Origin of the sequence: Flavobacterium sp. RSSB_23 (assembly GCF_051547145.1) — a bacterium.
Taxonomy (GTDB): Bacteria; Bacteroidota; Bacteroidia; order Flavobacteriales; family Flavobacteriaceae; genus Flavobacterium.
The window spans coordinates 89771-115339 of record NZ_JBPTTO010000002.1 but is presented as its reverse complement, the minus strand read 5'-3'; the positions used below and the strand labels follow the sequence as shown (position 1 = coordinate 115339).

The 25569-nt window shown below is 35.1% G+C and carries 23 protein-coding genes; 9 read left to right on the top strand and 14 right to left on the bottom strand.

The window, feature by feature from the left end; all coding sequences use genetic code 11:
- Nucleotides 1-210: 210 nt before the first annotated feature.
- Nucleotides 211-2334, bottom strand: a complete 2124-nt coding sequence (locus ACSVH9_RS04040; RefSeq protein WP_438062598.1) for a Tex family protein — start codon at nt 2332-2334, stop codon at nt 211-213.
- A 34-nt stretch (nt 2335-2368) separates the two neighbouring features.
- On the opposite strand from ACSVH9_RS04040, the gene ACSVH9_RS04035 reads away from it, so the two are divergent.
- Nucleotides 2369-2662, top strand: a complete 294-nt coding sequence (locus ACSVH9_RS04035) for a DUF1294 domain-containing protein (protein WP_438062597.1) — start codon at nt 2369-2371, stop codon at nt 2660-2662.
- Here ACSVH9_RS04035 and ACSVH9_RS04030 read toward each other — a convergent pair.
- Nucleotides 2645-3784: an ATP-binding protein gene (locus ACSVH9_RS04030; protein ID WP_438062596.1), complete on the bottom strand. Its 1140-nt coding sequence runs from the start codon at nt 3782-3784 to the stop codon at nt 2645-2647. The two genes, ACSVH9_RS04035 and ACSVH9_RS04030, sit on opposite strands and share 18 nt — an antisense overlap.
- 308 nt (nt 3785-4092) lie before the next feature.
- The gene (gene trpS / locus ACSVH9_RS04025) at nt 4093-5073 is read right to left on the bottom strand and encodes a tryptophan--tRNA ligase (protein ID WP_438062595.1); all 981 of its coding nucleotides are present in this window, start codon (nt 5071-5073) and stop codon (nt 4093-4095) included.
- Between the two features lie 273 nt (nt 5074-5346).
- On the opposite strand from trpS, the gene ACSVH9_RS04020 reads away from it, so the two are divergent.
- A complete protein-coding gene (locus ACSVH9_RS04020; RefSeq protein WP_438062594.1) occupies nt 5347-8001 on the top strand; it encodes an MGH1-like glycoside hydrolase domain-containing protein in 2655 nt (884 codons plus the stop codon).
- A 149-nt stretch (nt 8002-8150) separates the two neighbouring features.
- Here the strand turns inward: ACSVH9_RS04020 and ACSVH9_RS04015 are convergent, their stop codons facing one another.
- The 10 genes from ACSVH9_RS04015 to ACSVH9_RS03970 form a co-directional block, all read right to left on the bottom strand.
- Nucleotides 8151-8993, bottom strand: a complete 843-nt coding sequence (locus ACSVH9_RS04015; RefSeq protein WP_438062593.1) for a site-2 protease family protein — start codon at nt 8991-8993, stop codon at nt 8151-8153.
- Nucleotides 8994-9089: 96 nt separating this feature from the next.
- Nucleotides 9090-9485, bottom strand: coding sequence for a Dabb family protein (locus ACSVH9_RS04010; protein WP_438062592.1), 396 nt, complete (start codon nt 9483-9485; stop codon nt 9090-9092).
- Nucleotides 9486-9559: 74 nt separating this feature from the next.
- Complete coding sequence (locus tag ACSVH9_RS04005) at nt 9560-10582, bottom strand: hypothetical protein (RefSeq protein ID WP_438062591.1); 1023 nt, start codon at nt 10580-10582, stop codon at nt 9560-9562.
- Nucleotides 10560-12188 carry an NAD(P)-binding protein gene (locus ACSVH9_RS04000; RefSeq protein WP_438062590.1) on the bottom strand — a complete coding sequence of 543 codons (1629 nt, stop codon included), beginning with the start codon at nt 12186-12188 and terminating at the stop codon, nt 10560-10562. Before ACSVH9_RS04000 ends, ACSVH9_RS04005 begins: the two co-directional genes overlap by 23 nt.
- Complete coding sequence (locus tag ACSVH9_RS03995) at nt 12163-13683, bottom strand: polyamine aminopropyltransferase (protein ID WP_438062589.1); 1521 nt, start codon at nt 13681-13683, stop codon at nt 12163-12165. The genes ACSVH9_RS04000 and ACSVH9_RS03995 overlap by 26 nt, the downstream gene beginning before the upstream one ends.
- Nucleotides 13676-13891 carry a DUF350 domain-containing protein gene (locus ACSVH9_RS03990; protein WP_024980515.1) on the bottom strand — a complete coding sequence of 72 codons (216 nt, stop codon included), beginning with the start codon at nt 13889-13891 and terminating at the stop codon, nt 13676-13678. Before ACSVH9_RS03990 ends, ACSVH9_RS03995 begins: the two co-directional genes overlap by 8 nt.
- 14 nt (nt 13892-13905) lie before the next feature.
- Nucleotides 13906-14085 carry a hypothetical protein gene (locus tag ACSVH9_RS03985; RefSeq protein WP_438062588.1) on the bottom strand — a complete coding sequence of 60 codons (180 nt, stop codon included), beginning with the start codon at nt 14083-14085 and terminating at the stop codon, nt 13906-13908.
- A 16-nt stretch (nt 14086-14101) separates the two neighbouring features.
- Nucleotides 14102-15298: a DUF4178 domain-containing protein gene (locus tag ACSVH9_RS03980; RefSeq protein ID WP_438062587.1), complete on the bottom strand. Its 1197-nt coding sequence runs from the start codon at nt 15296-15298 to the stop codon at nt 14102-14104.
- A gap of 3 nt (nt 15299-15301) precedes the next feature.
- Nucleotides 15302-15664 carry an S-adenosylmethionine decarboxylase family protein gene (locus ACSVH9_RS03975; protein WP_438062586.1) on the bottom strand — a complete coding sequence of 121 codons (363 nt, stop codon included), beginning with the start codon at nt 15662-15664 and terminating at the stop codon, nt 15302-15304.
- Nucleotides 15665-15823: 159 nt separating this feature from the next.
- Nucleotides 15824-17218 (bottom strand): glycosyl hydrolase family 8, encoded by a 1395-nt coding sequence (locus ACSVH9_RS03970; protein WP_438062585.1) that lies wholly within the window; start codon nt 17216-17218, stop codon nt 15824-15826.
- A gap of 320 nt (nt 17219-17538) precedes the next feature.
- On the opposite strand from ACSVH9_RS03970, the gene ACSVH9_RS03965 reads away from it, so the two are divergent.
- Nucleotides 17539-17952 (top strand): hypothetical protein, encoded by a 414-nt coding sequence (locus tag ACSVH9_RS03965; protein WP_315170657.1) that lies wholly within the window; start codon nt 17539-17541, stop codon nt 17950-17952.
- A 174-nt stretch (nt 17953-18126) separates the two neighbouring features.
- Here the strand turns inward: ACSVH9_RS03965 and tatA are convergent, their stop codons facing one another.
- Nucleotides 18127-18306, bottom strand: a complete 180-nt coding sequence (tatA, locus tag ACSVH9_RS03960; RefSeq protein ID WP_159688925.1) for a twin-arginine translocase TatA/TatE family subunit — start codon at nt 18304-18306, stop codon at nt 18127-18129.
- A gap of 259 nt (nt 18307-18565) precedes the next feature.
- Between tatA and ACSVH9_RS03955 the strand changes: the two genes are divergently transcribed.
- From ACSVH9_RS03955 to ACSVH9_RS03930, 6 genes are read left to right on the top strand one after another with little or no spacing between them, the layout of a single operon-like run.
- Nucleotides 18566-19024 carry a peptidase gene (locus tag ACSVH9_RS03955; protein WP_438062584.1) on the top strand — a complete coding sequence of 153 codons (459 nt, stop codon included), beginning with the start codon at nt 18566-18568 and terminating at the stop codon, nt 19022-19024.
- Nucleotides 19025-19063: 39 nt separating this feature from the next.
- Nucleotides 19064-20554 (top strand): GH3 auxin-responsive promoter family protein, encoded by a 1491-nt coding sequence (locus tag ACSVH9_RS03950; RefSeq protein WP_438062583.1) that lies wholly within the window; start codon nt 19064-19066, stop codon nt 20552-20554.
- A 1-nt stretch (nt 20555) separates the two neighbouring features.
- Nucleotides 20556-21482 (top strand): carboxypeptidase-like regulatory domain-containing protein, encoded by a 927-nt coding sequence (locus ACSVH9_RS03945; RefSeq protein WP_438062582.1) that lies wholly within the window; start codon nt 20556-20558, stop codon nt 21480-21482.
- A gap of 45 nt (nt 21483-21527) precedes the next feature.
- Nucleotides 21528-23207 carry a DUF6909 family protein gene (locus tag ACSVH9_RS03940; RefSeq protein ID WP_298298678.1) on the top strand — a complete coding sequence of 560 codons (1680 nt, stop codon included), beginning with the start codon at nt 21528-21530 and terminating at the stop codon, nt 23205-23207.
- Nucleotides 23208-23213: 6 nt separating this feature from the next.
- On the top strand, nt 23214-24197 hold the full coding sequence (locus ACSVH9_RS03935) for a hypothetical protein (protein ID WP_438062581.1): 984 nt from the start codon (nt 23214-23216) through the stop codon (nt 24195-24197).
- Between the two features lie 31 nt (nt 24198-24228).
- Nucleotides 24229-25539: an MATE family efflux transporter gene (locus tag ACSVH9_RS03930; RefSeq protein ID WP_438062580.1), complete on the top strand. Its 1311-nt coding sequence runs from the start codon at nt 24229-24231 to the stop codon at nt 25537-25539.
- Nucleotides 25540-25569 lie beyond the last annotated feature (30 nt).

Sequence of the window (25569 nt, the reverse complement as noted above, 5' to 3'; positions counted from 1 at the left end):
AAAATTTTAGTAAAACTAGTAATTTTATTATTTATAAGAGTTTACGTAGAGGGATAATGCAATTTAGGATTAAAAGATTCAATAAAATATATATAAGTTCAAGTAAATGCTAGAAAGAATTTATAAGATTAATGTTTTAGATAATAGTACTAAACAACCAAAGCCCGACAAATTTTCTTGTCGGGCTTTGGTTATTGTACAAATCACTCTTTAGATCACCATCGTCAACTGAATACGTTTTCTATCCTCATCAACTTCGGTGACTTTTACTTCAACGTGTTGGTGGAGTTTGACTACTTCGTTGACATCGCTTACGAAACCGGCTTTGAGTTGGGAAATATGTACCAAACCGCTTTCTTTGATTCCGATATCGACAAAGCAACCAAAATTGGTTATGTTGTTTACGATTCCTGGCAAAATCATCCCTGTTTTCAAATCTTTAATGGATTTGACATTCGGGTCGAATTCAAAGATTTTGGCCGATTTTCTTGGGTCTAATCCTGGTTTTTCGAGCTCTTTGAGGATGTCTTTGATACCCAAAATCCCAATTTCGGCCGTTACGTAGTTTTCGGGTTTGATGAGCGCTATTTTTTCTTTATTGGCAATCAAATCAGTAACGGAAGTTTTCAAATCTTTGGCCATTTTTTCTACTATGGCATAAGCTTCGGGATGTACTGCCGAATTGTCTAATGGATTTTTACCATTGGCAATTCGGATAAATGCTGCGCCTTGTTGGAAGGCTTTATCTCCCAAACGCGGTACTTTTTTGAGTTGTTTTCTATCGTCAAATGGACCATTTTCAGAACGATACGTCACTATATTTTCGGCCAGCTTTTCTCCAATACCACTCACATAACTCAACAAATGTTTGCTAGCGGTATTGATGTTGATTCCCACCGAATTCACGCAACGAATTACCGTTGCGTCCAATTCTTCTTTGAGTTTGGTTTGGTCCACATCGTGTTGGTATTGTCCCACACCAATGGCTTTTGGGTCGATCTTTACCAATTCGGCCAAAGGATCCGACAAGCGACGTCCGATAGACACCGAACCACGAACGGTGACGTCGTAATTGGGGAATTCTTCACGGGCAATTTTGGAAGCGGAATACACAGAAGCTCCAGCCTCAGAGACAATAAATACTTGTACAGGCTTATCGAAAGCGATTTTCTTGATGAAGAATTCGGTTTCTCTTGAGGCGGTTCCGTTCCCAATGGATATGGCATCAATATTATAAGCGTTTACCATCGATTTGATTTTTTTCATCGCCATCGCCGTTTCATTTTGTGGCGCGTGCGGATAGATGGTTTCGTTGTAGAGCAAATCGCCTTTTTCGTCCAAACAAACCACTTTACAACCCGAACGAAATCCAGGGTCGATGGCTAAAATTCGTTTTTCGCCCAAAGGTGGAGCCAATAATAATTGCCCTAAATTATTCGCGAAAACCTGAATGGAATTGGCATCGGCTTTGGCTTTGGCTTCTTGCAAGGTTTCGTTGGCAATGGCAGGTTGTAGCAATCTTTTATAAGAATCCTCAATGGCCAATTGTACGTGTGAGGTGCTTGGACTTTGACCTTTCAACACCAATTCGTCGATTAAGTCATAGGCCTCGTCGATATCTGCTTCTACTTTGAACTTGATGAACCCTTCATTTTCGGCACGTAGCATCGCCAAAAGTCGGTGCGAAGGCGCTTTGGTCAACGGTTCAGACCAATCGAAATATTGCGAAAACTTTTGAGCATCAGGTTCGTCTTTTTTTGTTTTGACTACTTTGGTGGAGATGGTCGCTTTGCGTTCGTACAAACGGCGCAATTGTTTACGAACATAAATATTTTCGTTAATCCATTCGGCAATGATTTCTCTGGCGCCTTGTAAAGCCGATTCTTCATTGACAATAGCGTCGTTCAAGTATTGTGTAGCCAAGAAATCGACATCGTCATTTTTCTGTGCCATTATAATTTTGGCCAAAGGTTCTAGTCCGTTTTCACGAGCAACATCGGCTTTGGTTCTTTTTTTCTTTTTGTACGGCAAATACAAATCCTCCAACTCTTGTAGGTCAAAACTTTGTTGGATTTTTTTATCCAATTCGGGCGTCAAAGCGTTTTGCTCTTCGATGGATTTTACGATGGCTTCTTTTCGTTTCAAGATGGCCTCGTACTCTTTTTGGAGTTTGGCAATTTGTTCGATTTGTGTTTCATCCAGATTACCTGTTTTGTCTTTTCGATAACGCGAAATAAACGGAATCGTACAATCTTCTTGTAATAATTGAACGGTGTTTTGAATATTGATGGCTGCGGTAGCTACCTTTTGGGCGATGAATTGTAGGTTGGTCATTTTTTGAATTTTTCGGACGGCTAAAATAATATCTTTGGAGCGTAAATGTATCGCAATGGATATTTTATTGTATTATTTTTTGATTCTGAACGTCATCGGTTTTCTGTTGACTATTTTTGATAAACAGCAAGCAAAAAGTCATAAACAAAGAATCCCCGAAACAACACTTTTAACCTTCGTGTTCTTTGGAGGAACTGTTGGTAGTGGATTAGCGATGCTTTTATTCAGACATAAAACAAGTAAAACCAGTTATCTTTTGAAGTTTTGGTTAATAGTTATATTACAAATTATGGCCATTTGTTTTGTTTCATTAGACTATGAAATCTAAATAATTCTGTTTGTTGATTACTTCAAAACTAGCTTCAGGATAGGCTTTTGCAAAAGCCGTGGGGACTTTCGCTTTTCTGTTTTCATTCCATTTGAATTCGTAGCCTCGTAGCTGGCCATTTTCTTCTTCCAACCAATCTAATTCTTGTTGGTCATACGTACGCCAAAAATAATTGGTTACTACTTTTTGAGTATAATTTTGGTGTTTTATACGTTCCGAAGCCAAATAATTTTCCCATAATGCACCAACATCGGTGCGATTGTCTAATCGATTAAAATTGGAAATAATAGCATTGCGAATTCCATTATCATAAAAATACCACCTATTGGATTTGGTAATTTCCTTTCGCAAATTTCTGCTAAAACCAGGTACTTTATAAATAACAAACACCTTGGAAAGTAAATCTAAATAACTTTCTACCGTATTTTTAGAAATACCTAATTGTCTGGCTAATTCTTGCAGTGAAACTTCTTGTCCTACTTGAAAGGCAATCAGTTTTAAAACCTCTAAAATTTTGTTAGAATGTTTGATACCTTCATACACCAAAATATCCTTCAATAAATAGGAATTGAGTATTTCTTTCAAGTAGTTGATTTTGTCGTTCCAATCTGGGTATTGTTCAAGTTCAGGATAGGAGCCAAAAAGCAATCGTTCTTCCAGTTTTTGAGTGGTTTCCTTGAAATTTTCATAGTTGGAAAATTCCATCTGAGCCAGTGGAAATAAATAAATCGTATTTTTTCTTCCCACCAAAGGTTCTCCTAATTTATTAGACAAATCAAAAACCGATGATCCTGTGGCAATGATTTTAATACCCTCAATAGAATCCACAATTAATTTCAGAATCAAACCAATGTCGGGGATGTTTTGCGCTTCGTCAATAACTAATAATTTCGTGTTTGCTAGAAGTCGACGATAATTGCTTACGGAACGCTCTTTTAATAAATTTGCATCCTGAATATCTTCGCCGTTCAATTGTAAATATTCTTGTTTTGGGAGCTGTGAAAGATAATTTTTGATAAACGCTGTTTTACCTACACGCCTTGCGCCCAATAAAATAAGTACTTTGTTGGGTAATACTCTTTTAGCAAACAATACATCTATGCCTCTTTCTAAAAAATTCATAGCCTGCAAATTTTTAAATTTAGATACAAATATACTCAAAAAATGTAAATTCAGTCAATGAAGTGACGGAATTAATGTAAATTCAGTCAGTTAGTTGACTCAATTTACATTAATTAGGTCTATTGAGAAGTGTAGCACTAGTTTATTTGTAGCCAATTATTGAAATGTGTTGCTTGTTTTTTTATATGGAAAAGAGGTTAAGTAACGAAATTAGCTTAAGGTTTGGGCTTACTTTCACAACGTATTTGAAACAAAAAAGGAATACCCCAATCGGAATATTCCTTTTTATAATTTATTCGTAGGAACGTTTACTGTAACGACTCGAAACCTAATTTCAAGCGTACGCGATTCAAAACGTCATTGGCGATGGTTGCTGCTTTTTCGGCACCTTGTTTTAATAAGGCGTCTACTTCTGTTAGGTTATTGATGTAATAATTGTAACGTTCTCTTTCGGTTTTGAATTTTTCTACAATTAGTTCGAACAAGGCTTGTTTGGCGTGACCATAACCATAATTGCCTCCTAAATAATTGGCTTTCATCGTCGCAATTTGGGCTTCATTGGCCAATAATTTGTAGATAGCAAAAGCGTTACAAGTATCAGGATTTTTTGGATCTTCCAATGGAGTACTGTCGGTTTCGATGCTCATAATTTGCTTGCGCAACGCTTTGTCATCCAAGAAAATATTGATAACGTTATTGGCCGATTTACTCATCTTTCCGCCATTAGTACCAGGAATCAACATACTGTCTTCTTGGATTTTGGCTTCGGGTAGTACGAAGGTTTCCCCCATTTGGTGATTAAATCGTGAAGCCACATCACGAGTGATTTCGAGGTGTTGCAACTGGTCTTTTCCTACAGGCACAAATTCGGCGTCATACAATAAAATATCCGCAGCCATCAACATTGGATACGAAAACAATCCAGCATTGACATCGTCTAAACGATCGGATTTGTCTTTGAAAGAATGCGCCAAAGTCAAACGTTGAAAGGGGAAAAAACAGCTCAAGTACCAAGACAATTCTGCTGTTTGAGGTACATCGGATTGTCTGTAAAAGGTAACTTTGTTTACGTCTAATCCACAAGCTAGCCAAGCTGCTGCAGTACTGTAAGTATTGTTTCTTAAGGTTTCGCCATTTTTGATTTGTGTAATAGAATGCAAATCGGCGATGAAAAGGAATGATTCATTTTTGGGATCATTCGATAAAGCAATTGCAGGAATAATTGCGCCTAATAAATTGCCCAAATGTGGAGTTCCTGTACTCTGTACTCCCGTTAATATTTTTGCCATTGTAGTAATTTCTGAATCGCAAAGTTCGCAAAGTTTGTGTTCTTTCCTACCATATTTGGGTAATTTTTTAATTGATAGCGATCGATTTTTATGAGGATAGGAGTGAAGTGGCCTTTTAAATTTCTCTGATAAAAGGGGCTTAATTGTATATTTCCTTTTTTTCTACTTGAAAAAAATTTAATATCGAAGAATTGCTTAGGGATTTTTATGGATTTTTTTCTCTTTTTTTAAGCGTATTTCTATAAATTGCAAAAGACAAAAACAAATAGAGCTATGACAGAGATAGACGCAGAAAGAGCCCGATTACTCGAAAGAAAAGACAATAAAGGCTGGAAAAAATGGGGCCCCTATTTAACTGAAAGACAATGGGGAACTGTTAGAGAAGATTATTCTGCCAATGGAGATGCTTGGAATAGTATTACTCACGATATGGCACGTTCTAAAGCGTATCGATGGGGAGAAGAAGGAATAGGAGGAATTTCAGATAACAAACAGCATATTTGTTTTGCTTTGGCGTTTTGGAACCATCACGACAAAATTCTTAAAGAACGTTTTTTTGGTCTTACCGGAAACGAATCCAACCACGGAGAAGACGTCAAAGAAATTTATTATTACCAAGACGCTACGCCTACGCATTCCTACCAAAAAATGCTGTACAAGTATCCACAGGCGGCATTTCCATATGAAAAATTAGTCAAAGAATCCAAAAAGCGCAATCGTCAGCAACCCGAGTACGAACTTTTGGATACGGGCATTTTTGATAAAGACGCTTATTTTGATATTAGTATTGAATATGCCAAAGCCGATCAACAGGATATTTTGATTCAAATTACTATCGAAAATCAGTCGGATGTGGCTGCACCTATAACGGTTTTACCTACTGTTTGGTTCCGAAATACTTGGTGCTGGGGCTATGATAATTACAAGCACAAGCCTTCTTTGGTCGGCAACGGAAAATCAGTAATCGAAGTCAATCATCGATTAGTTGGTCATTATACTTTGTATGCAGAAAATGCAGATGAACTGCTTTTTTGTGAAAACGAAACCAATTTTCAACGCTTATACCATTCGGAAAATTTAACCAAGTATACCAAAGACGGTATTAACGATTATATCATTAATAAGAAAAAAGATGCTGTAAATCCGAATAAAATAGGAACTAAAGCTTCTGCAAAATATGAACAACTTATTCCTGCTAAAGGGAAAAAAGTAATCCGATTGCGTTTTACCAATCAAACGCCAAGAGCTCCTTTTGAAGATTTTGATGCTATTTATGCGCAACGTCTTAAGGAAGCCGATTTGTTTTATGATAGTTTGCAAAAAAACATCAAAGAGAAGCATTTGAAATCGGTACAACGTCAAGCTTATGCTGGAATGTTGTGGACCAAACAATGGTATTATTACAATGTTTATGAGTGGATCAAAGGTGATCCTTCGATGCCTAAACCCGATGCGAATAGAAGCAAAGGAAGAAACAGTGCTTGGAAACATTTGTACACTTCCAATATTTTATCAATGCCCGATAAATGGGAATATCCTTGGTTTGCCGCTTGGGATTTAGCCTTTCATACTTTGCCTTTGGCACGATTAGATCCCGATTTTGCCAAACGTCAATTATCGGTTATTTTGAGAGAATATTATATGCATCCCAACGGGCAGATTCCTGCTTACGAATGGTCGTTCTCGGATGTGAATCCTCCCGTGCACGCTTGGGCAACTTGGAAAGTGTATGCCATTGACAAAGAAATGAATGGGGGAAAAGGTGACCGCGTTTTCTTGGAACGCATTTTTCATAAATTACTGCTCAATTTCACTTGGTGGGTGAACCTGAAAGATGAGGGAGGAAACAATATTTTTGGAGGCGGATTCCTTGGAATGGATAATATTGGTGTTTTCGACCGTTCGGCTGCTTTACCCACAGGTGGTCATTTAGAACAAGCCGACGGAACAGGTTGGATGGCAATGTATAGTCTAAATATGTTGCGAATTGCCTGCGAAATTGCGATTGAAAATCCGGTGTATCAAGATATGGCTTCTAAGTTTTTTGAACACTTTTTGCATATTGCAGGTGCTATGCAAGCCATTGGTGGAGACAAATTGAATCTTTGGGACGAAGACGATCAGTTCTATTATGATATGTTGCATAAGGAAAATGGCGAAGCCGAATTGCTTAAAGTGCGTTCGATGGTTGGATTGATTCCGCTTTTTGCTGTTGAAGTTTTAACCCCAGAATTATTAGATCAGTTGCCAGATTTCAAGCGTAGAGTGGAATGGGTTATTTCTAACCGACCGGATTTGGCTGCCTTAGTGTCAAGTTGGTACAATCCCGGAAAAGGAGAGAGCAAGTTATTGTCTATTCTTCGTGGGCACCGAATGAAGATGATTATGAAGCGTATGTTCGATGAATCGGAATTTTTGTCTGAATTTGGTGTTCGTTCGTTGTCTAAATTTCACAAAGAACATCCCTATCGATTTACCTATGATGGAGGAACCGTTCAAGTAGATTATACACCTGCCGAAGCTACCGGAGATATGTTTGGAGGAAATTCCAATTGGCGTGGCCCAATTTGGTTCCCAATGAACTATTTGATTTTGGACTCACTCGAGAAGTTCTGTAACTATTACGGAAATGATTACAAAGTAGAGTTTCCAACGCATTCAGGAGTAATGATGAATATAAAAGATGCAGCTGATGGCGTAGCGAATCGTTTACTCTCACTTTTTGTCCCTAATAAAGAGCAATTTATACCGATGTATGGGCCTTATGAAAAGTTTCAAAAAGACCCAAACTTCAATTCGAATCATTTGTTTTTTGAATATTTTGATGGCGATACCGGAAAAGGATTGGGCGCCAATCATCAAACAGGATGGACGGGACTTATTGCAGAAATCATTCATCATTTGAATAACGATTCGGAACAAATTTAAATGTAGAGTAGTACTATTTCCTTTAGAGATAGTACTCTTTTTTTCCTTTTAAATTACGGCTTGGAATAAAATGAACTCATATTCCGAATCAATCCTTTACCTTGAATTTAAAATTAGATGATTGAATTGTGTTTTTTCTGCTAAAGGGTTTAATCAATAGCGAGACTTTTCCATATGCCTTTAGGAATTAGTGTTTGATAATTCAGTAAGTTGTTTTTAAGTAAAGTGGCTTTTTCTGTGTTTTGATGGTCTTTGTAGTAGGCGTATTCAAAGAAGAAACCCCAAAATTGAACTACAGGTTCGGTATCGGTTTGAATTAATTGAAGTTTATTGATTTCCAAATTTTTGGCATTTTGGTCTAATAGCATTTGGAAAGATGCTTGTAAAAGGGCTAATTCTATTTCGCCAACTTTGCCTTTGTTCAACAAACGTTGCAATCTTTTTCTATCCGTAAAAAAAAGACCAGATTTTGAGGGAATGGTAGTAGCAAAAAAAAGTGCAATTGAAATGAGGCCAACTATACCATTGAAACCATTCCAAGCGGAATCAAAGTAATAAAAAAGAAAAAGAAAAACACCGCCAAAAAGCAATGAAAACAAGGGTCCGGCACCCAAAATTCTTGCAAATTGTATCTTTAAATTACCCTCTAATTTTATAGGTGATGTTGCACAAACACCACCAAAGTATTGCATTTCTTTGTTAAAAAACAATCGTACTCGCTGGTTTTCTCTTTTCAAACCAAAGAAAGCCACGACAAATAATTGTAATTGGTGTTTTTGAAGAAGTCCTGCTGTTAAATGTCCTAATTCGTGCAAAGCAATGGCAAAAAACGGACCTACTAAAAGTGAAATAAAAAAAACAAAAGTCTCAAAATCGCCTTTTGGATAGAATTTCAATAGGAGTTCTTTTGGAATGAAATGCAAAAAAGTAAACATTGCAACACCACCAATTACCATCCCGAGTAACGATTCGATTATCATTTTTTTATTCATAACAGCACTGTTTTAGTTGTTGTTTGATTCGTTTTTTAGTTAGTATTTATTTGAGTCAAACGTTACAACTAGGTTATGAAAAAGGGAGTTGGTACCTTACACATCAATAGCGTCATAAACCACAACTTTTTGCCAGAGATGCGAATACTTTTTGATAAAGTCTTGATGGATTGGGTGATCTTGATAGGTTTTTTGCCCTATTTCATCTTCAAAAAAAAGTAGTTCTGAAACATCCCAAGAGGTATCTACCACATCGCGTTTTTCGGTCGAGGCTAAAAGGCCCACATGAATTTGTTTCACAGTCGGAATAGCCGCTAAGGTTTTGAGTCCTTCGATGAGTTGTTTTTTATCGGCGGTATCATTGGGATTTTTTAGCCAAAAAAACACATGATGCAATAAAGACTTTGCTTGTTTTGGGCTGGTGTTCATTGCCAATCCTACACTTGCCATACCGGCCAAAGCAGTTGATGCGATAAATCGTCTACGTTTCATTTCTTCTGATTTAAAAGTATATAGAACGTAAATATCGAAATAAATAAAAGTAAAATGAAAATCTAGTGGAATTTTTATGTGGTAGATTTGTTTTTCTTCCAAATAAATCCATCCAAGAGATAATGAGTAAATTGTGGTACGGTTAGTAAGGGTACAATTAAGAAATACCAATTTGAAAAATCTTCTGTCGTACCTGACAACTGTTCCTTCCAAACTAAAATTTCCCAAAGATATTCTTCAGAAAAAGCAATCAAAAGCAAAACGACGATGAAAAGTAAAAGTCCTTTAAAATGTTTGAAATAGTATAACGAATGCAATTCTTTGGTTGTTTTTTTATCGATTTCATTGAGATAAATAAGTGCTATGTATGGAATGCCGTGAGAAACGACATTAAGCAAAGTAAAAATCAAATCGTTATTAAAATAAACGATTCCAAAAAACCAAGACAAAATGGTTCCTAGCAGTATTGCATTTTTTGGAATATTGATATAATTATTCTTTACGCCAAAGTAACTTGTTCGGACTACATAAAAAAGAAGCATACAACCGTAAATCCAGCTCAAAACCATAATTAAGAAAGGACTTTCGAAATGCAAGAATTCGTTTTCAACAAACCAATTAAATTCCCTTGGAGACGATAAAAACCAATACAACATAGGGTAAATTGTTGCGGTATAAATTATTAAGTTGTCAATCCAAGCCCATTTTTTAGATTCATTTCTTGCATATAAACGCATAAAGCCATATTGTTGTCTGATGAAATGAAAAACAGCTATATATGCCATTACAGACCAAAAGACTTTACTTCCAAAAGAAAATAAAACGATTCCAATTAAAAAGCATAAAATAGGTAAACCGATTAGTAATTTTTTCCTTTTTTGAAATTCGTTTGCAACAAAATAGGTTTTGAATAAAGTAGCATAAACGTGTGCGACATCGATAAAAACAATTAGAAAGAGCCAAGTATAAAACGAATACCTAGTTTCTATTTGTTGCAGCTGTTTTTGAAATAGAAATACAATAGCAACCACCAAAAAGGAAGGCGATAAGATAAATATACTATCTGTTTTGGCTTTATGAATCCAAGGTTGTTGCATCGAGCATTGTATTTACTGTGTTAATTCCTTGATGAAAGGCTTCTTCAAAAATAGAGATACCCGATAAATCACTATGAGCAAAAAACAGCGTATTGTCGATAGGTTTTGCAGCTTCTTTTTTGGTATCACTAAAAATAAAATTAGGAACAGGACTAATCATTCCGTGACCTAATAGATGAACTTCAATGCTTTCTGTTTGAGTTTCAATATTGGGATGCGCTATTTCTAAATCATCAAAAACCATTTGTTTCCAATATTCTTTGGTCTTTTTATACACTTCTCTGCGTGTTTTTTTCAAGTCGGCACTGGAGAAACTGTAATAATAAGTGATTACTTTTTTATCCTGTAGTTGTTGAAGGGATTGATGTTGGTCGTAGACATATCCCAAACCTTTTGAACCATAAATTACATTATCCCAACACAAAGGAAAGCTTCCGTTATCGTTTATATCAGACACAACTAAAGTAGCCAAAAGCCAAGGAGTATAATGAAAATTTGAAGCCAAATCTTTTCGGTCTTTCAACAAGTATTGATTTACAAACTGAGGCGTTGCTAGTATCATCTTATTTGCAGTTATTGCAATGGTTGTTTTAGTTTCATTATCAAAAACTTTGGCAACTGCTTTTTGGGTATCATTTTCAATTTCGAAAACCAAGTGGTTTTTTAGTGTTTTCCCTTTTACATATTTTTTCAAGTGATTGGCTAATCTTGAGTTTCCTTCAGGCCAAGTAAGCACTGAATCTTGATGGTCTTCGGAAGCATTTTGTTTTCTTGCGGCAAAATAATGAATACCTGCATAAGCAGAAACGTAGGTGATTCCTAAACCAAAATCATCTTTGCAGCAATAATCAATATAATTAAAGAGAGGTTTTGATGTAAAATTTTGACTCTCAAACCATTGTTGCATAGTCAAAGTATCCAATGCTTTTACTGCTTTATTTTTGGATGATTCAGCATGAGGTATTGTGAACCAATATTTTCCTTCTTCATCTTTTTGGCGTCTAAAACCATCCATTACTTTGAAGAAACGGACGAATTCTTGATCTTCAGAGGTAGTATTTCCTTCCTTTGGAACGACTCCTTCTTGCCAATTATTTCTATAAAACAAGCGTTCTTCGGGAGCCAAAGTCAGCTGAGTTTCATCAAATTTTGGAAACCCTTTGGAGTCATAACCTACTATTATTTTTTCTTCTTCTAAAAATTGCAATAAGGCTTTGTCTTCTATATTCGGTAAAGGCAAATAATGGGCTCCCAATGGATATTTAGAATACTGGTTCTCGCCATTAGATGAATTGCCACCCAAATGACCTTCTAATTCGACCATTAAAAAATCAGTAATTCCTCTTTTGGTCAGTTGTCTGGCCGCACTCAATCCTGAAATTCCTCCACCCACAATTAAATAAGGAACGGTAATTTCTTTTGTTGGTTTAGGGAAATTTTTTACTCGAAGGCGATGTCCCAAAATATGATTGGTTCCGGATAATCGAATTAAAAGAGTAACCACTTTTTCTTTACACGCCTCCAATAAAGGAATAGCAAGTAGCGAAGTGGTTATTATTTTTAGAAAGTTTCTTCTTGAATTATTGTAATTTTCCCCATTCTTCATCGAAATAGCGTACTAAAATTTGGTTATCTAATCGATTGATTTCGATGTCTTTTGAAATCATATCTTGAGAAAAATAATTGAATTTATCAAATTGATAATTATAAAAACGCAAGGTATCCACTTTTCGATTTACAGTATTAAATGTAGTTCCAAAACCATTAATTGCGATGGTAAAACCCCATTCTCCAAACGATGGAACATACGCGTGATACGCATCAATTTGTCGAAAAACTTGCATTACCGTTTTATTAATACACCAAAAGGATTTGGGTGCAAAATAAGGTGAAGTAGTTTGAATAACGACCACAGCATCTTGGTTTAAAAGGTTTTGAATCGTAGCATAAAAATTAAGCGAATACAATTTCCCTAGACTGTAATTGGATGGATCTGGAAAATCAATAATCACGACATCAAATTTTTCTTGGCAATTTTTTGCCCAAATGTAGGCGTCTTTATTAAAAACACTCACTTTAGGATCGTTGAGCGAATTAGCATTAAAACCGCTTAAGATGGTATTGGTTTTAAACATTTTGGTCATTCCTTCATCCAAATCTACAAGAGTTACTTTTTGCACCTCTTTGTATTTCAAAATTTCTCTAACGGCAAGGCCATCACCACCACCTAAAACTAAAATATTCGACACGCTTTTTGCCATTGATAATGCGGGATGCACCAGCGCTTCGTGGTAGCGGTATTCATCGATCGAGCTAAACTGTAAGTTATTGTTGAGGTACAGGCGATAGTCACTTTTGTTATGCGTTAAAACAATTCTTTGATAAGGAGTAGTGTTGGTATACACAATATTTTCACCATAGAGTTTCCCTTCTGAGTAGGACAAAATTTTATCAGAGAATATAAAAACAGCTAATAAAATTACAAAGGAAAGTATGGCTTTGCTTCGAACCAAATGCACTTTTTTCAACTCATTTTTGAGTAAGTAACATAGGGCAATTGCAATAGATACATTGATCATTCCGAAGAACAAGGAAGTACCCATAATGCCTAGTTTTGGCACTAAAACCAATGGAAATAGTATGGAAGCCAATAAAGCTCCAATGTAATCAAAAGTAAAAACGTTTGAGACTAAATCTTTAAATTCGACTTTGTCTTTCAGAATATTCATCAAGAGTGGAATTTCTAACCCTACCAAACAACCTGTTACAAATACAAGAAAGTAAAGTATAAATTGAAAGGAATAAATACTTTCAAAAAGCAGGAACAAAACCACGGAGCTCAACCCTCCAATTAATCCAACTAAAATTTCAATTTCAACAAAAGTATTGAGCAGATTTTTGGTCAAAAATTTTGAAAAGTAGGAGCCAATTCCCATTGAAAAAAGATAAACTCCAATGATAAACGAGAATTGTTTTACCGAATCGCCCAATAAATAACTGGCCAAAGTACCCGCAACTAGCTCGTAAACGAGTCCACAAGTAGCAATGGTAAATACGGCAAAAAGTAATAAATATTCAAATTTTAAAATCTTTTTACCCATGAATTGCGGCACTAATAATCATTGAAATTCCAATGATAAAGGCTCCAAAAACAATTGCCAAAGCCACATTATTATTCTTTGAAATTTGAGACCAAGTATTTTCGGGAGTTAATTTTTCGATGATAAAATAGGTAATCAATAAAATTGCAATACCTATAAGCGAAAAGATGATAGATGCTAAAATAGGTCTCATAGTTAAAATTTCCATAGTATTTTGTTTAGTTATTTGTGATAAAAATGATTTACTGAGCGATTGCCTTGTGAAGGGCGATAGTTCTCCGTGGTTTCGCAATCGCAAATGCTATTGCCTTGCCAATTGTAATACACAAAAAGCGCATAAAATAAACCTCCTAAGAGCAGTGCAATAAGGTTGGTTTGCACAGATTCTTTTACTTTTTCCATATTGTATTAAAAATGATTATTCCCATCTTTTTTCTTCAAATGATCTTTCTAAATAATAAATAGCTAAAACAAACACGGTCATAAAAATATAAACCATCCAAACATTTCTTGTAGAGGGACTGGACCAACTAGCTTGAATTTTGATTCCTTGTGTTTGAGTATCTTCTGTTGCTTTCATTGGGGTAATAGCCAAATGGTATTTACCAGCAGCGACTCCACAAATATTAAATTCTTCAGAAGTATCGCCTTCAGTCCAATTTTCACCATCGGTATAGCCATGATAGTATTCTATATCCTTGTTAGCATACACTTCGTCGCCATTTTTTTCATTAATCAATGCTACTTGTACGTTTGCCCAAGAATTATCCACGTTAGAATATAATTGTATGGTCAATGGGGCAGAACTTCCTTTCAATTCAAAAGATGGAGTAACAAAATCTTTTTTAGCATATTCATCAAATGCGATGGAGGTATCGAGAACCTTTTGTTCGACACGATCTTTGTTTAGGAACCAATGAGTAATCAAAATTAAAAAAGCAATGCCACAAAAAATAAGTGCCGTATTTCTAACATTTATAAGAAAGGGTTGCACTTGACCAATGCCTCTTTTTGAAGGTAAAGAAGTAGTAGCAAACGCTTTTTTTATCGCTCTATTTGAAATATGTTTCCCCAAGAAAGCCGTTTGTTGATGGCCTACTTTTTCAAAACTAAGCAAGAAGGGGGGATGAATATATTCTATAAGCTCAACATTTTTGTAAATATCAAAATCGAAAAAACCTTTTGAGGCTACTAGTTTTGGATAATAATAATCGTAACGATCATAAGTGATTTCTTCATGTTGTACCGTTAAAGGATGATTGCCAACTTTGGTATCATAAGTAATCTCGTTTAGAAGAATCCAATGCCCATCAGATTCAGAGAGGTATAAAAAGCCGCCATTTTTTGATTGTAAAATGTATTCTCTCCACTCAAAGTCTTGGTGTGATTTGATCACTAATCCAGTTACTTGATAGTCAACATTATCAAATACGGCAGTTTTGCCAATCTCAAATGTATTCTCAAAGGAGCAGGGTTGAGACTTCATATAAAGAGAAAGACCTGCACCTTCTCTGTTTTTATAGACATAGTTACAAGCAGGGCAAGCAAAAACTTCAACTTCAAAATTTACCTCAAGAGTTGTAGTTGTATTACAATTAAAACAAGGGACAGTCATGTATTATCTATTAATTTCGAATTCCTTTAGAATTTTTGCTTCAAAGTAGCTGATATATTCTTGTGTAATGTCTTTTACTTTTTGTGTATTGTCTTGCAAATAGTTACATAAATATACATCCAAAGTCAATTGATTGAATTCAGGCCATGTGTGAATGCAAATATGAGATTCTTTTAAACAAATGGCTATGGTGAAACTATTGTTTTCGAAAATATGTTCACTAATCCCCACTTTTTCTAGTTGGTATTGTGTAATTAAATTTTCAGAAAATTTGATAAAATTTTCACTTGTAGTCAGTTTAGCATTATCTTGTACTTCGAGTGTTACAAGCTTATGTAAACCAGGATAATAGTCATTTGCAGTCATTAACTAGGGACAGTTGAGGCTAAATTATAGTATATTTTTTACGAATATAGTATTTTTTACTAATAAACAAACATTTTTAAAAACATACTCCTTTTGGAATTCATTAATAAAAAACACCCAAATAAGTAAACTGCATTTGGGTGTTTGATGGGGAAGAATTTATTTTTTAATTACTTTTTTGACAGTACTTTTAGTATTGGAAGTAATTTTTATCAAGTAAACTCCAGAGGGCTCGTTGACTAATTGTATTTCTGTATTTTCGGGACTTGCTTTGAGTTCAGAGATGATTTTACCTTCGGGAGAGATTACTGTAATGGTAGATTGCTCTGGAGTTATGAGGGTAAATTTGTCTGAACTCGGATTTGGATACACGGTTATTTTTGAATTTTCTAAATCGAAATCACCCGTGGTCAAAGTAGTATTTTGTGGCAAATAAAAATTACCCGTTAGCAAAAACAAATACAAGGTTTTGAGGGTTTGATTAAAGTAACTATTGGGTTCATTTAGCGATTTCAAATCGGTGTAGGAAGCATCTAAATGGGATTGGTTTTCGCCTCCCATTGCAGCACAAGCAAAAGCGCCTACAAAAGTTGCATTATGCCATTGTCCACTCAAGCTACCGTTTTGATTATAGCCGTCTTTTATATTACTGGAGCCACCCAAATTAACCCTAACAAAGTCAGATGATTTTTTCACATAAGATTTTGCTTCAGCATTTCCATTCCAAACATAATCAACCGCTATACGCCAAGGAGTTCTTGCAGCATCATAACTGTATGTTTTTCCTTCTTTGTTGTAACCACTAGCTTGAGGAGAATAGGCTCCAGAGGCTTGACACCAGTCTGAAACTAACCCACCAACAGCATTGTTTTGGGACAAATTGTTATTGATAATTGTATAACATTTTGAAGCTACAGCATTCCAAAAAGTGTTATCATTGGTATAATTTCCGAAAGCTCTAAAATAAGCAGGTGCAAAATAAGATGGATTGGTGATTTGGCTACCACCAAACTGGTCTCCTGGCTTAAGCACAAAAGTATTGGCTTCGATCTCGTGAGTTTTAATAGTGGCAATTAAAGATTTTGCTTCGTTTTTGTAGTTTATAGTTCCAGCGCTCGCCCACTGATAATCAGCTACAATTAAGGCAAAAGCAACATCAAGTTCAGCATCTGTTGCGCCATTGGCTCCATTTACTCCAGAACACCCGTTGATTTTCCAGTTCATGACTCCGTTAGTATTGACATTATCTTTATAGTACAACCAAAGACCATCAAACAATGTTTTATCCGCTGCATACACGCTTAGTAGCATTCCGTAGCCAATACCTTCTGAGACTGTTTCGGAAGGATTGTCAAATTTGATGCGATACCTTCCATTGTTGCAAGCTGTGACAAAATTGGTTTTCCAAATGTTGTAATTGTCTAAGGCATCTTGACTGTTTTTGGCACTAGCCATAAGTCCGCTGGGGTAAATCTTGTTAGCCGGGAAGGCTTGAGTTTGGCAATAGCTTTTTAGGCTAAAAAAAACAACTGCCAGAAGTAGTAGGTTTTTCATAGTTAATGGGTTTAGTAGAATAGGAAATCGCTATTGCAATACAAGAGCAATTTCAAATTCAAAGATTTAGGGATTATAAAAGTAAGAATTATAATAACAGAAAAGCTAAAATCGAAAGAATTATACCTTCGATTTTATCTTAAAATTATTAATTTGATGTTTTTTATTATTACAATTTCAAAATCCAGTCGCCCAAAGTGTATAAAATAAACGGAGATACTGTTTGGGTTTTTGATTTAATAATTATTTATCGTAGAAGTAGTATTGGTAATCATTTTTTTAATAACTTTAGTCTGTAAATCAATTAAAATCAATGTTTTATGAAATCAATTTTGAAACAAGTTTTTGTAATGGTATTATTTGTAGCAATGGTACCAATGGTTTCTTTTGCACAAAAAAAGGTAAGTGTGACTTTGCAACCAGACAGTCCAAAAAAAGTAATCAAAGGCACTTTTAAAGGAGATGCATATATTGATTACACTGTTTATGTAGAGGAAGGACAAACGTTTAAAGTGACTTTTAAAGGAAGTACCAATTCGTCATCTTTTAACTTGATGGCTCCAGACTCTGATGGTGCAGCTATGCACATTGGCGATACGGATGGAAATGTGTTCTCTAAAAAATTAACCAAAAGTGGTGAGTACACAATAAGAGTTTCTCAAATGCGAAGTGCCGCTAGAAAAGGAACGAGTGTGTCTTTTACTCTTACGTTAAGCAATACGAGTCCAAAATAATTGATGCTTAAAATAAAAAATGACTGTAATTAGATTATTCAATTGCAGTCATTTTTTATTGCAGTTTTACATTTTAGAAAACTAAAAACAAGTCATTTGTTACCAAAACAAAAATCCAAACCTCTTGATTATTTACAAGAGGTTTGGATTTTTTTATTTTTAATTTTGAAAAGTTTATTCTTTTGTTTCTTCTTCTTTTTTAGAATTAGCAGGTTGGTCGTCTTTGGCCGCGTTTTTGAATTCTTTAATTCCGCTTCCTAAACCTTTCATTAATTCTGGAATTTTTTTACCTCCAAAAAGTAATAAAACAACTGCTAGTATAACTAGGATTTCTGTAACTCCAAATCTTCCCATGATTGTATTTTTTATTGCCGAAGCAAATTTGTACTAATTAATGCTGCAAATGTATACAGAATTCCTTAATCTGTTTTGTTTTTGAAAGAATTATTTATTCGTCTAAGCGTTAAATATATGATAAATTTAGGTTTTGGACTTAATAATTACGACTCAGACGCTTTAAGCTAACAAGCATTAATCGTTATATTTGCCCAAATAAAAAGGAATTATGCTTAAAAATCGTTTGTTATCGAATCAGCTTAAGAGAGTAGTATTCATGAAAAAACGGTTGATTCTAATCAATGAAGAAACCTTTGAGGAATTGTTTTCGTTCAAATTGAGTCTTTTGAATGTATTTGTTGCGGGTACTTTGGGCGCTATTTTTTTAATCACAACGACCACTGTTCTTATTGCTTTTACTCCGTTGCGCGAATATATTCCTGGGTATTCTTCTTCACAACTAAAAAAAGAAGCTACGATTCTGGCATTAAAGACCGATTCGTTGAGTCAGGCGTTAGAGAAAAACGAGGCCTATCTCAAGGGCATTCAAAAAGTTTTAACGGGCAAATTAGAACGTGTAACTTTTAATAAAGATTCTATTTTGGCACAAACGCAAAAAACGATTCCTCCAGAAGCACTAAAAGCTGGTGAAGCCGAATTGGATTTAAGAAAAGAAGTCTCCGAAGAAGAAAAGAAGGGCACTAACGAGCTTGTATCCCCAAAAAAGAAAAAGTAAAAACCATCAAAAACATCTTGTTTTAAATTCAAAAAATACATGTCAATAAAAGCAATTGCAGCAAAATTATTTGCCAAAAAAATAGTCCGAAAGACACAAGAATGGGCACAAAATCCCGTAGCGACACAAGAAGCTGTTTTTAAAAAATTGATAAAAGAAGCTCAAAGTACTCAATTTGGGAAGGACCATTATTTTGAACAAATACAATCGTATGCGGATTTTGTTCAAAACGTTCCCATCAGAGATTACGAAGGATTAAAATCATATGTAGACCGTGTGGTGAATGGAGAAGAAAATGTACTTTGGAAAGGCAAACCACTTTATTTTGCCAAAACTTCGGGAACGACATCGGGTGCTAAGTACATTCCGCTAACCAAAGAGTCGATGCCGACACATATTCAAGCCTCTCGAAACGCCATTTTGCATTATATTCATGAAACGGGCAATGCTGATTTTGTAGATGGAAAAATGATTTTCTTGCAAGGAAGTCCAATTTTAACCGAGAAAAACGGTATCAAATTAGGAAGATTATCAGGTATAGCAGCTCATTTTGTTCCAGGCTATTTGCAAAAAAACAGAATGCCTTCTTGGGAAACCAATTGTATTGAAGATTGGGAAACCAAAGTCAATGCTATTGTAGAAGAAACCGTAAAAGAAGATATGCGAGTGATTTCTGGAATTCCTTCTTGGGTGCAAATGTATTTCGAAAAATTGCAACAAAAGGGGCAAAAGCCAGTTGGAGAATTGTTCAAAAACTTCAATCTTTTCATTTATGGAGGTGTTAATTTTGAACCTTATCGCGCCAAATTCGAGAATTTAATTGGTAGAAAAGTAGATAGTATCGAACTCTTTCCTGCTTCCGAAGGCTTTTTCGCCTACCAAGATTCTCAAAAAGAAAAAGGAATGTTGTTGCTTTTGAATTCAGGAATTTTTTATGAGTTCATTAAAAGTGAGGATTTTTTTACTGAAAATCCAAAGCGTTACACCATAGGCGAAGTTGAATTGGGTGTCAATTATGTATTGATTATTTCTACCAATGCGGGACTTTGGGGCTACAATATTGGTGATACAGTACAATTTACTTCATTGAAACCTTATCGCGTTATTGTTTCGGGTAGAATCAAACATTACATTTCTGCTTTTGGGGAACACGTGATTGGCAAAGAGGTAGAAAGTGCGCTGCAAGAAGCGATTCAAGGCACTAACATTCGCATCAATGAATTTACGGTGGCGCCGCAAATCACGCCAAAAGAGGGATTGCCTTATCACGAATGGTTTATTGAATTTGAAAACGAACCAAAGGATGAGGTTGCTTTTGCAGAAGCTATTGACCAAGCGATGCGCAAGCAAAATATCTATTATGACGATTTGATTGTAGGCAATGTTTTGAGAAAAGTAGTCATCACCAAAGTCGCCAAAAACGGTTTCCAAGACTATATGAAATCCATCGGGAAATTGGGTGGGCAAAATAAAATCCCGAGATTGAGTAATGATCGAAAAATTGCTGCCTTTTTTGAAAACAAAAATTAAAATGATAAATAAGTATTGGTTTTGGATGCTGCTTTTTGCATTTCAATTTAGTTTTTCGCAATTAAAAGGTGTTGTCAAAGATAGTATTTCAGGTCAGCCCATTCCTTATGTAAATATTTGGGTGGAGAATGAAAACATTGGAACCACCTCAGAACTAGATGGCACTTTTACTATCAATACAACGTCGGATAAAGTATTGGTTTTTTCGGCCGTAGGCTATCTAAGAAAAAAAGCAAGAGTGGCAGATAATCAAGGGATTTTGTTGTCTTTAGAAGTAAATCATTTGAAAGATGTTTTAGTTCAAAAGAGACTAGGAAAAGAACAAATAGAAATCAATACGTTCAAAAGTAAAGAAGTCAATAGTTATCATTCAGCAGATAATAAACCAACGATAATAGTTACGCACATTAAAAATTCTTCGATAATTGAAGAACACCCATTTATTCAAAAGATTACTTTTTTATCTAATTCACAATTAGCAACTGCAAAAATTAAGTTACGAATCTATGATGTTGCTCCTGATGGAGGTCCAGGAGCCAATTATAATGATGAAACTATAATTGTTTCATTAAAAAAAGGAAAGAGAAAAAATACAATTGATGTATCAGATCAAAATATTATTATTCCAAAGCAAGGATTATTCATTGGTTTTGAATGGATAATTATTAAGGAGAACAAATATACTTTTAACTATACTATTGATCAAAAAGGCAACAAGAGAATTGGAGATCTAATTAACAAAACAAGTAAGATATACTCAGATGGACAAGATTACCAGCCTTATATTGGATTATTGAAAAGTGAAGAATCTTTGAGATGGTTTTATTCTGGAGGGAAGTGGCACAAACTATTAAATAATATTGAAAATAAGGGGCATTTGGTGTTTTCCAAAGGAAGTTTAGCTATTCAACTTACCTTAACCAACTAAAAAAAACTTTTACTTACCTTTGAGAAGTGATAAAAAACAAAGAAGATGAATACAACCAAACATATATCAAGATCTAGAGCGCAAGAATCTTCTGCGGCTATAGAAAAAATGTACATTACGATGCGCCATTTATTCAACCGTGGGTTTTATAAACCAATGGGAATTTCGGGAGATACCTTACGGGAAGCTTTATTGGCTTTACGCCCAGAAATTTATGGTTCTATTGCCGATGAAAAAGTAGAATTGAATGGTTTATTATACGTTATCGAACGACTTCCAGTAGGGATTGAAGAATGTCGATTTATTAATCTTACTTCGGATGAAGGGTATTCTAAATCGCATTTTCAGGCTATTGTTCCGCCAAAGCGAAGAAGAAATTGTTACCGAATTGACGAAGAACAAATGAATGTTGAAATCACTCGCGGACGTTCCGATATTTATGATATTTTGACGCATTTGACTTTCATTTTTATCGAATCCCATAAAATCAAAGACCGCGTTTTACTTGATGATACTGGCGAAGTTTCTAGAGATTGGCTAAAATTGGAAGCAGCCGTAAATCAAACGAAGAAACTAACACAAATCGAAAAAGAAAAAGCGATTTCACATGCGTCTAATATTTTAGGAAGAACTTTTGAAGAAGTATTAGACATTTATGATGCTTTTGGTTCAGAGAATGCACCTGATCGTTTTTTGCATGTGATCTATTGGTTAGGAAAATTAGCCATCGAGGAAGTGGTAGACAACAATAAAAGAACCATCACTTTTAGCCCTATTTTGAGAGAACGTTTGGGACACCACATTCATGGCGAAGTTTGGGCGAATAATATCAAAGAGGTTTTACAATCCAAAAACTTATTAGACAGACCTATTCACGTTATTAGTGCTAACATGCACAGTGTGATGAATTCTATTTTTGCCACACCACTACTCAAATCGAAGTTTAAGGATCAATCTGATTTTGTGATTTATGAAGAATTGAGTAAATCAGGCGCCAAAGAATTACGCAAGCAGGTAGAAACGGTGGCCGAGAAAAACGGAATGGTATTTTTGCCTGATACTTCAGGAACCAATATTGATGTGCAATTGTTTGATACCGCTAAAATTGATTGGTCCAAAACCGCTTTTCCAAAGGCAAAATTAGGTGACAAAGCACCTGTTTTGATTGTTATGGATTATGCTTTTGGGGAACAAGCCTATGAAACCATTGATGAATTATTAAAACCCTACAAAAAAGAGACGTTGCTTAATGTTCAGTCCGTTTCTATTATGGGAAAAGCTGGAATTCTCGAAGGAGGTAAAGGCGATATTATGATTCCAAATGCCCATATCAACGAAGGAACAGCCGATAATTATTTCTTTGAAAATGAATTGACCGCTGAGATGCTCGAAGGTAATGACATCGCTGTTTTTGCAGGACCAATGGTTACCGTTTTGGGAACATCACTTCAAAATAGAGATTTATTGAAGTTTTTTCATGAGTCTACTTGGGGCGTGATAGGCCTAGAAATGGAAGGATCCTATTATCAAAAAGCGATTCAATCGGCCTCTAAAATCAGAAAGAGTGTACCAAAAGATATCAAAGTGCGTTATGCATACTATGCTTCGGATAATCCGTTAGAAACAGGAAGTACCTTAGCCTCTGGCGGATTAGGAACTACTGGCGTAAAACCTACCTATTTGATTACCATTAAAATTTTAGAACAAATCTTGAATAGTAAATAAAAGCTCATGAGTACACCTTCGCATAGCGATTCAGAAATAGATGTATTTCAAATTACCACCAAAGTAAAAAAGGGTTTCGAACGATTGAATACCCTGCTGTTCAATTGCATTCAGTTTTTTGTACACCAATGGAAAATAGTAGCAGCATTGCTTATCATTGGTTTTGGTTTGGGATTATTTTTGGATAAAAGCAATAAATTGTATACCCATGAAATCACGGTGATTCCCAACTTTGGAAGCGTCGATTATTTGTATGCTAAAATCAATTTGATTCAATCAAAAATTAATGCTGGAGATGCCGATTTTTTGCAAAAAGAAGTAGGACTATCCCGCCCAGAAGCTTTAAGAAAAATTGAAATCAAACCCATTGCCGATGTTTATAAATTTATTGAAGATAAAGAGCGCAACTTTGAGTTGATTAAGTTAATGGCTGAAGTTGGAGAAGTTAAAAAGGTGCTCGAGGACAATATTACCAGTAAAAACTATACTTACCATAATATAGCAGTTGTTACTAATGGAGTCACGAATGAAAAGGAGTTGATTGCACCTTTACTGAATTACCTCAATCAATCTGATTATTTCTCAGCAGTACAACAAGTAGGTTTAGCAAACTTGAAACAAGATATCGCACAAAATGATACCATTATTCAACAAATTAATGGTGTTCTTAATGGGTTTTCGGCTAATGTAAAGAGTTCGTTAAAAAACGACAAATTGATGTACTATAATGAAAATACGCAACTCAATGATATTATCAAAACCAAGCAAGATTTGATATACCAACAAGGTAAAAACCGTTTGAAATTAATCAACTTTCAAAAAACCATTAAAGAAGTAACATTTACTTTGAATAGTAATACTTCAATTGTAATGAATGGAAAGATGAAGTTTGTTTTGCCGATTGTTCTTCTATTTTTGTTTGTAGGTATTCATTTGTTCATTCGATTTTATCAAAAACAATTAGTTTTATCAAAAACTGTAGCTTCCTAAAAAATATTTTTCTTTGCTAACAAGACCTAATGTGTTAAAAAAAATTCGATTTCACTTACTTAAAACGGTGCAAAACCCTGTGGTTCGGCAAAGTTTTTTAACCTTATTGATTCGGATTTTTGGGGTGGTGCTTTTGTTTGGTTTTACTTTGTTTTTAACTCAAAAGTTTACCCCTCAAGTAGTAGGACAATATGATTTTGTTCGCACTTTTCTTTTTGCTATCGGAAGTATTTGTCTATTGGGTTTTGATCAATCGATATTGTATTTCAAAGGACGTTTGTATCCCAACTACTCTTTGGGACATCTGAAAAAAGTATATCTAAAAATGGTCTTAATGCTGTTTTTTGCTTCCCTGCTTTTATTTGTTTTTATTTTACTATTGGATGCTTCTATAGTTGCCCAATTTTTCTCTGACGATGCAACCTATCTACTTCTGTTAAAAGCTTCTGCAGCCTTGTTTTTTTATGGACTTTCTATACTCAATGTTGAGGTTTTTAGGGCATTAGAGGAAATAGTAGTAGCTGAATTGTTTCGGAATATATTTAAGTACTTGCCCATAATTGTGGTAGCTTTCATATTAGTACAATGGCAATTAGAACCGTATTTGGTTGATGCTTTTTTGTTGAGTTTTGTTTTTTTAGGAATTTTGACAACACTATTGACAGTTTATTTTTTCAGCAAAAAACCTGCAACTTCTGCTGTTGATTGTTTTTCTTCTCGTGAAATTATCACGCAATCATTTCCGATTGCCGTAAGTGGAATGGCTATTTTTTTGATGATGAGTTTTGATATCCTTTTTTTAAAAAAATACCAAGGTGATGCAACCGTCGCCTATTATGCTGTGGCGGTCAAGTTAATGACTTTGTTGTCTGTTATTATTTTAACAGTAAATATTACCGTTTCGGCAGCTATAGCAGCCAGTTTTTCCAATAAAGAAATAGATAAAGTACAGAAAATAGTCCAAAATAGTTCCCGATTAATAGTAGCGATTACGCTGCCCGCAGTTATCGGACTGCTTCTCTTTCCAGAGTTTATTTTGCATTTTTTTGGTTCCAATTATATAGTGGCAAAAGAGGCATTAGTAGTGTTGGTTTTAGGACAAGGGTTTTGTGCTTTTTTCGGATCGGCTCCTGTTTATTTGAATATGACAGGGCGCCAACGTATTTTTCAACGTATAGTTTTGGGTGCTCTTGCCCTTAATTTTCTACTCAATTATTGGTTGATTCCTTTTTATGGGATGGTGGGTGCCGCTATTGCTTTTTCAGTAAGTGCCTTATTTTGGAATCTTGGAACCGCTCTTTTTGTGTATGTCAAAGACGGAATTAAGCTGTTTTTGAGTTAAGTTTGTCACTATATTTTCAATTAAACCTGA